Annotated in this window: 5 protein-coding genes and 1 pseudogene; 2 read left to right on the forward strand and 4 right to left on the reverse strand. The window is 47.2% G+C overall.

Annotated features, from left to right (window positions below; all coding sequences use genetic code 11):
• Positions 1 to 57: 57 nt before the first annotated feature.
• Positions 58 to 201 (reverse strand): helix-turn-helix domain-containing protein, encoded by a 144-nt coding sequence (locus CHB92_RS26550; RefSeq protein ID WP_144266404.1) that lies wholly within the window; start codon positions 199 to 201, stop codon positions 58 to 60.
• A 334-nt stretch (positions 202 to 535) separates the two neighbouring features.
• On the reverse strand, positions 536 to 718 hold the full coding sequence (locus CHB92_RS25630; RefSeq protein ID WP_106219246.1) for a hypothetical protein: 183 nt from the start codon (positions 716 to 718) through the stop codon (positions 536 to 538).
• Between the two features lie 412 nt (positions 719 to 1,130).
• Between CHB92_RS25630 and CHB92_RS25230 the strand changes: the two genes are divergently transcribed.
• Positions 1,131 to 3,857: a c-type cytochrome gene (locus CHB92_RS25230; RefSeq protein ID WP_089322013.1), complete on the forward strand. Its 2,727-nt coding sequence runs from the start codon at positions 1,131 to 1,133 to the stop codon at positions 3,855 to 3,857.
• Positions 3,858 to 4,025: 168 nt separating this feature from the next.
• Positions 4,026 to 4,112: an IS1/IS1595 family N-terminal zinc-binding domain-containing protein gene (locus tag CHB92_RS26590; RefSeq protein ID WP_444850688.1), complete on the forward strand. Its 87-nt coding sequence runs from the start codon at positions 4,026 to 4,028 to the stop codon at positions 4,110 to 4,112.
• A gap of 593 nt (positions 4,113 to 4,705) precedes the next feature.
• Here the strand turns inward: CHB92_RS26590 and CHB92_RS25240 are convergent.
• Positions 4,706 to 5,113, reverse strand: a pseudogene (locus CHB92_RS25240) (transposase); the annotation flags it as partial.
• Between the two features lie 30 nt (positions 5,114 to 5,143).
• A complete protein-coding gene (locus CHB92_RS25985) occupies positions 5,144 to 5,293 on the reverse strand; it encodes a hypothetical protein (RefSeq protein WP_179223170.1) in 150 nt (49 codons plus the stop codon).
• Between the last annotated feature and the right edge of the window lie 159 nt (positions 5,294 to 5,452).

Raw genomic sequence — 5,452 nt, forward strand, 5'->3', positions numbered from 1 at the left:
TGTCCACCTTGAGAGCCCGGCCCTCCTTGACCGGCATCGGCTCTCTTACCTGTTCTTCTATACTCTGTAGACAGTGGAAAGGCCTGCACCCGACTTATCAGCCGCTTCCTCAGTAGGGGCTCCCGCTGATAAAAGAAGCAGTACTTTGGCGCGATTTATTGCCCTAACAGCATGCCTGCCCTTGTTTAGAACTCCCCTCATATACTCTCTTTCCGGAATTGTCAGTTGCACCTCCTCGCTTATTTATACCTCCTCGGCTTTTAAGTACCAACAGCTTATATTATACTCCTTAACTGGTTCTGCGATTGGAAGTGTCAATTTACAATGCTGTGTTGACAATCATAGCAGGAGAGTTATGGTAGCAGCCACATGGAGGAAAGTTAGAAACAGGAGGCAGTGTTGTCGTAGCGGGTAGTAACACTCGGTAGTGCTTGATTCTGTTAAAGAAGCATTCTATCTTGTTTCTACCCTTGTAGAGGTTCTGGTCGATGAGGCGGACTTGGACTGACTCCTAAAAGGTGTCGAACACACGCTGCTAAACGTCCTCTCTGGTCCGGCGCTGGGAAACGCTGGTAGACCCGTCGCGATCGGGAAGGCCTAGTAAAGGGGTGCAGCTGCGGGCGTTCCAGAGCATGGCCTTTATAAACTGCAGGTTGTCCTTGGCCGTACGCCCCACATCGGGGTCTTGCCCGGAAACAGGGAAGAGAGGCGCTGCCAATTTTGGTCACTGATTTCGTAGCATCGCATAAGCTTCTAAACCTTAGCAATACTACCCCGAAATCATTCACTAATTACCAACACGACCTAGAACTGCAGCTTTTTGAAAGAAACCTTTTTATTAATTGCAAAAACACACTTCTGTCCTAACTGCTTGTCTCTTTATCAGTGCCTAATAAGTTTTGTTCTTCGTTCTTATATTAGTTTTAAAGTTTATGCTTTAATCAGGACAGTTCAGGACAGACATATTAATTGGAGTCTTTAAATTGATTTTTACAAAAAGGCCTCATGTACTTTCTCTTTTAAAAGAACAAACAGCCACCAATATATGAACAAGGCCAATACAAGCTTGTAAAGCCTGTAATTGTCGAGTGTTAGTCTTTAAGGTATTAACTAAACCAAAGTGTACTACTATGCTTCATAACATCTTATCCCAAAGGCTCAAGCTCTTGCTAGCCCTTTCTGTGTCTGTTATTGTCGATTCATCCTGTAGCAGGATAGATAAGGAAGAGATAGTAAGTTCTACATCGATAGATCCTAAAGTTGAGAAATTAAAACTCCCAACTGGATTTCAGGCAGAACATTTATACAGCCCTTCTGAAAACGAGCAAGGCTCCTGGGTTTCTATGACATTTGATAGTAAAGGCAGACTGATAACATCTGACCAATATGGTGCCCTGTATCGCCTGGAATTGCCTCCTGTGGGCTCTGAGTCTGTAAAGCCCAAAATAGAAAAGCTAATAATTGGCGACAATGCGGTAGCTGACACAACTAAAACGCATGGGGGAATGGGCTATGCGCAGGGTTTACTTTGGGCTTTTAACAGCCTTTACGTAATGGTTAATCACAACAGTGACGAGGACTTCTCAAGAGGCAGCGGTTTATACCGCCTTCAGGACACCAACGGGGATGATCAGTTTGACAAGGTAACTTTACTTAAGGAATTGAAAGGTGAAGGAGAACATGGTCCACATAGTATCAAACTGTCTCCTGATAAAAAGTCCCTTTATGTTGTTGCCGGAAACCACACTGACATTCCACAGATGAATGCTTACAGGCTTCCTCCTGTTTGGAAAGAAGACAACCTGTTTCCGCAGATAAAAGACCCTCGGGGCCATGCAAATGATAGGGAAGCACCGGGTGGCTGGATTGCTAAAGTTGATTCACTGGGACAACACTGGGAATTGATAAGTGCTGGTTTCAGGAACCCTTTTGATATCGCATTTAATGATGCCGGCGATTTGTTTACTTATGACTCTGATATGGAATGGGACTTCGGGATGCCCTGGTATAGGCCTACCCGCATTTGCCATGTAACAAGCGGCAGCGAGTTTGGCTGGCGTACTGGTAACGGAAAATGGTCACCTGCTTATCCCGATAACTTACCTCCTGTGCTCAATATTGGGCAGGGGTCCCCTACCAACGTTGTTTATGGAGGAGAAGCGAAATTCCCTGAAAAGTACCGCAAGGCTATCTATGCCTTTGACTGGAGCTTTGGAATTATCTATGCTGTTCATCTTCAGCCAGAAGGGGCTTCTTACAAAGCAGAGGCAGAGGAATTTATATCCGGCTCTCCTTTGGCTTTGACTGATGGTGTTATTGGTCCTGACGGTGCCCTTTACTTTCTTACTGGGGGGCGAAGACTAGAATCCGATCTCTACCGGGTGTACTATAATGATAAAGAGGGAAATGCAGAAATAGCATCAAACCAGTTACTTGCTAAAGAAACGGAGGCGAGTAAAATTAGAAAACAGCTAGAGCAGTATCATGGACAACCAAAAGCAGGTGCAGTTGATTTCGCTTGGCCTTACCTAAAACACAATGATCGCTTTGTGCGCTATGCCGCACGTATTGCAGTGGAACACCAACCGGTAAGTCAGTGGCAAACACGTGCTCTGTCAGAGAAAGATCCTCAGATTCTGACCCAGGCAATGATCGCGTTGGCGCGACATGGCAACAAAGCACAAAGAGACCATATGCTGGAGTCTCTCATGACGATTGACTATGCACAGCTCTCTGAACCTAAGAAACTGGATTTGCTTCGGGCCTTCGAACTGGTTCTGTACAGACATGGCACACCAGGTCCTGCACTTGTAAACAAGACAATCGCGTATCTGGATGCACGTTATCCTGCTGAAAGTAATAACCTAAATAGGTCTTTCAGCAAACTACTAGTTAGCTTAGATGCCCCACAAGTAGTACCCAAAACACTCGCTTTACTGGATAAAGCAAAAGATGATAAATCAGAACAGGAAACTGCCATGGCATCTTCTGACTTGATTCTTCGCAACCCCCAGTATGGGTTGGACATAGCCGGAATGCTAGCAAATGTACCGCCTGCTCAGCAGACCTACTTAGCTACGGCATTAAGTGAAGCCAAAACTGGTTGGACACCTGAGCTTCGTGAAAAATACTTTAAATGGATGTACAATGCCTTTAACTATAAAGGGGGCAGAAGCTACATAGGCTTTGTTGATAAAGCTAGAAAAGCTGCTCTAGCTCATGTTCCTAAAAATCAATATGAGTACTACAATGCTGTCTCCGGAGATTCCCTACTTAGCAAAGGAGGAATAGAATTGGCGGATGTCTCTTATAGCCCTAAAGGCCCCGGAAGAAAGTGGACAGTAGAAGAAGCGTTACCTTTAGTGGAAAGCGGTCTTGCGTACCAGAACCTTGAGCAGGGAAAAGCAATTTTTGCTGCCACACTCTGCAAGTCTTGCCATAGTATGGGAGGCGAAGGAGGTTTTGTTGGTCCGGACCTGACTCAGTTAGGAAACAGATTCACACCCAGAGACATACTGGAAGCTATCATCCACCCTGATAGCGTTATTTCTGACCAATATGCAGCTACTGTTTTTTATTTGAAAGACGGCAGTTCTGTAGTAGGAAGGCTAACAAATGAGAACAAGAACACTTACTTTGTTTCACAAAATCCATTTGCGCCACAAACTCTTCGTGAGATACCTAAAGGCGATGTTACAGGAACCAAGCAATCCGATGTCTCACCAATGGTACCCAATCTGATCAACCGCTTAAACCCAGACGAACTGAAGGATTTGATGGCTTACTTAATTTCTGCTGGTAATAAAGAACACAAGGTATATACCACATCACTTAAGGTAGATAGCAAGACAAAGTAGGTTTAGGACATTTAACAAGAAGACTTTAAGACCTAGGACAAGGAGATCCACACTATGTTTTGGCTGTGGTAAAGAACATATGATAGCAGAGTAAGTATGGCAGCAAGGATGTTTTTAGGAGGCTAGGCGCGGGATAACTATCCAGGTAAACTCCTCCTATGCCACAGTATGAAAGGAGTGAAAAATGGTATAGAGTATACGGGCAAGAAAAATTTTCTATGCCGTTCTTGCGGTAAGCAGTTCCAGTACGCCTAGCAGAAGGCTGACTATAGGCTAGAGTTTAATCGGCTGGTACTGGGTATGGCGCACCATGCGTCATCGTAGAAGTGGTTGGCGTGTACCGGCAGGGGATTCTCATGCTGTTAAACCAGAGGGCCGAGAGTTTGCAGCTCAAGCCCCGCTTGGAAAGCTATTACTCCGTGCAGATAGACGAGGTGTAGACTTTTATAGGCCATAGAAAGAAGCGCAAAAGGTGACTCTTTTATGCTTATGCGCCGGAGACAGACGAGGTGCAGGCCTGGAGTTGGGGGAAACCGCAGCCACCACACGGTCAGAAGGCTTTACCGAAAGTTGGGATCATCGGCACACAGTTAATTGTGTACGGATGACCCTGGCTTTCGGTAAAGTGCTGCCCCAGGAAAAGCATCTAACAGTCAAGGCCTACACCAAACATAATGAGGAAGCGAATCTGTGTCCAAGAACAAAGAACGGGAGCATAGTCAGAAAAACAACCTACTTCTCCCAAAAAGAGCGGAATCATTACGACGCGATTAAGCTAATATTATATTATCATTTACGTTAGCTCGGGAGTGTAAAAATAACCTGTATGCCTGTTGCACAACCCCTAATTACCTTCTAACTTCTATTCCTACTTCCACGACTACCTCCTGGTCGGGCCAAAAATAGAAGTAAAAAAAGACCGCCTGCTCGGGCCTGGGCAGGGCCATGACGGCGGTCTGGCTCCTTCTGGGGGTGAAGTGCAGCAATTTCTGCAGATTATAAGCCGCGGCGGCCACAAGCATCCCTTTGTGGGCCAGTTCTAGTCCCCGGGTGTTGATCCTTCGCATACCCATGTGGTTTAACAGCGTGCCCAGCACAAGCTCCACCGTGGCCTGCCGCAGGGGTTTCATGCGCCGCCCCCAGCGGCTGCGCGTGCGGGTGATCGTGCGCTCGTACTCGTCGCGGTAGGAGGTGATGGCAATTCTCTTCTCAGGCAGTTTGCCGCAGCAGCTCGCTTTCAAGGGGCAGCCCCTGCAGTCCTGGTGCGAGGTCTGGAAAAGCCTGTATTAGGCCTGACCGCCCTTGGCCTTGCTGATCTGCTGGCAAAAGATAGCCTTCTTGCCCTCCGGGCACAGGAAGAAGTCCCCTTCCTTCTCATGGGTAAAGTCCTCGGGGGCACTCCTGTATTTGCCGTGGGGCGGGATAAAGGCGGCCATGCCTTCTCTCTCCCCAGCAGGGCGTAGTTCTGGCCCGAGGAGTAGCCAGAGTCAGCCAGCACATGCGTGATCACGTGGCGGGAAGCATCGACTGAAAGCTGCAGATGGCAGCAGAGACGGCGGGCCTTGACCGGTTTGACGGCGATGCGGGCGTCGGGG

The sequence above is a fragment of the Pontibacter ummariensis genome, assembly GCF_900188175.1.
Taxonomy (GTDB): Bacteria; Bacteroidota; Bacteroidia; order Cytophagales; family Hymenobacteraceae; genus Pontibacter; species Pontibacter ummariensis.

Excerpts from the sequence above, each read along its gene's own strand:
- CHB92_RS25985 (WP_179223170.1), bottom strand. The coding sequence starts at position 5,293 with ATGGCCGCCTTTATCCCGCCCCACGGCAAATACAGGAGTGCCCCCGAG.
- CHB92_RS25230 (WP_089322013.1), top strand. The coding sequence starts at position 1,131 with ATGCTTCATAACATCTTATCCCAAAGGCTCAAGCTCTTGCTAGCCCTT.
- CHB92_RS26550 (WP_144266404.1), bottom strand. The coding sequence starts at position 201 with ATGAGGGGAGTTCTAAACAAGGGCAGGCATGCTGTTAGGGCAATAAAT.
- CHB92_RS26590 (WP_444850688.1), top strand. The coding sequence starts at position 4,026 with ATGAAAGGAGTGAAAAATGGTATAGAGTATACGGGCAAGAAAAATTTT.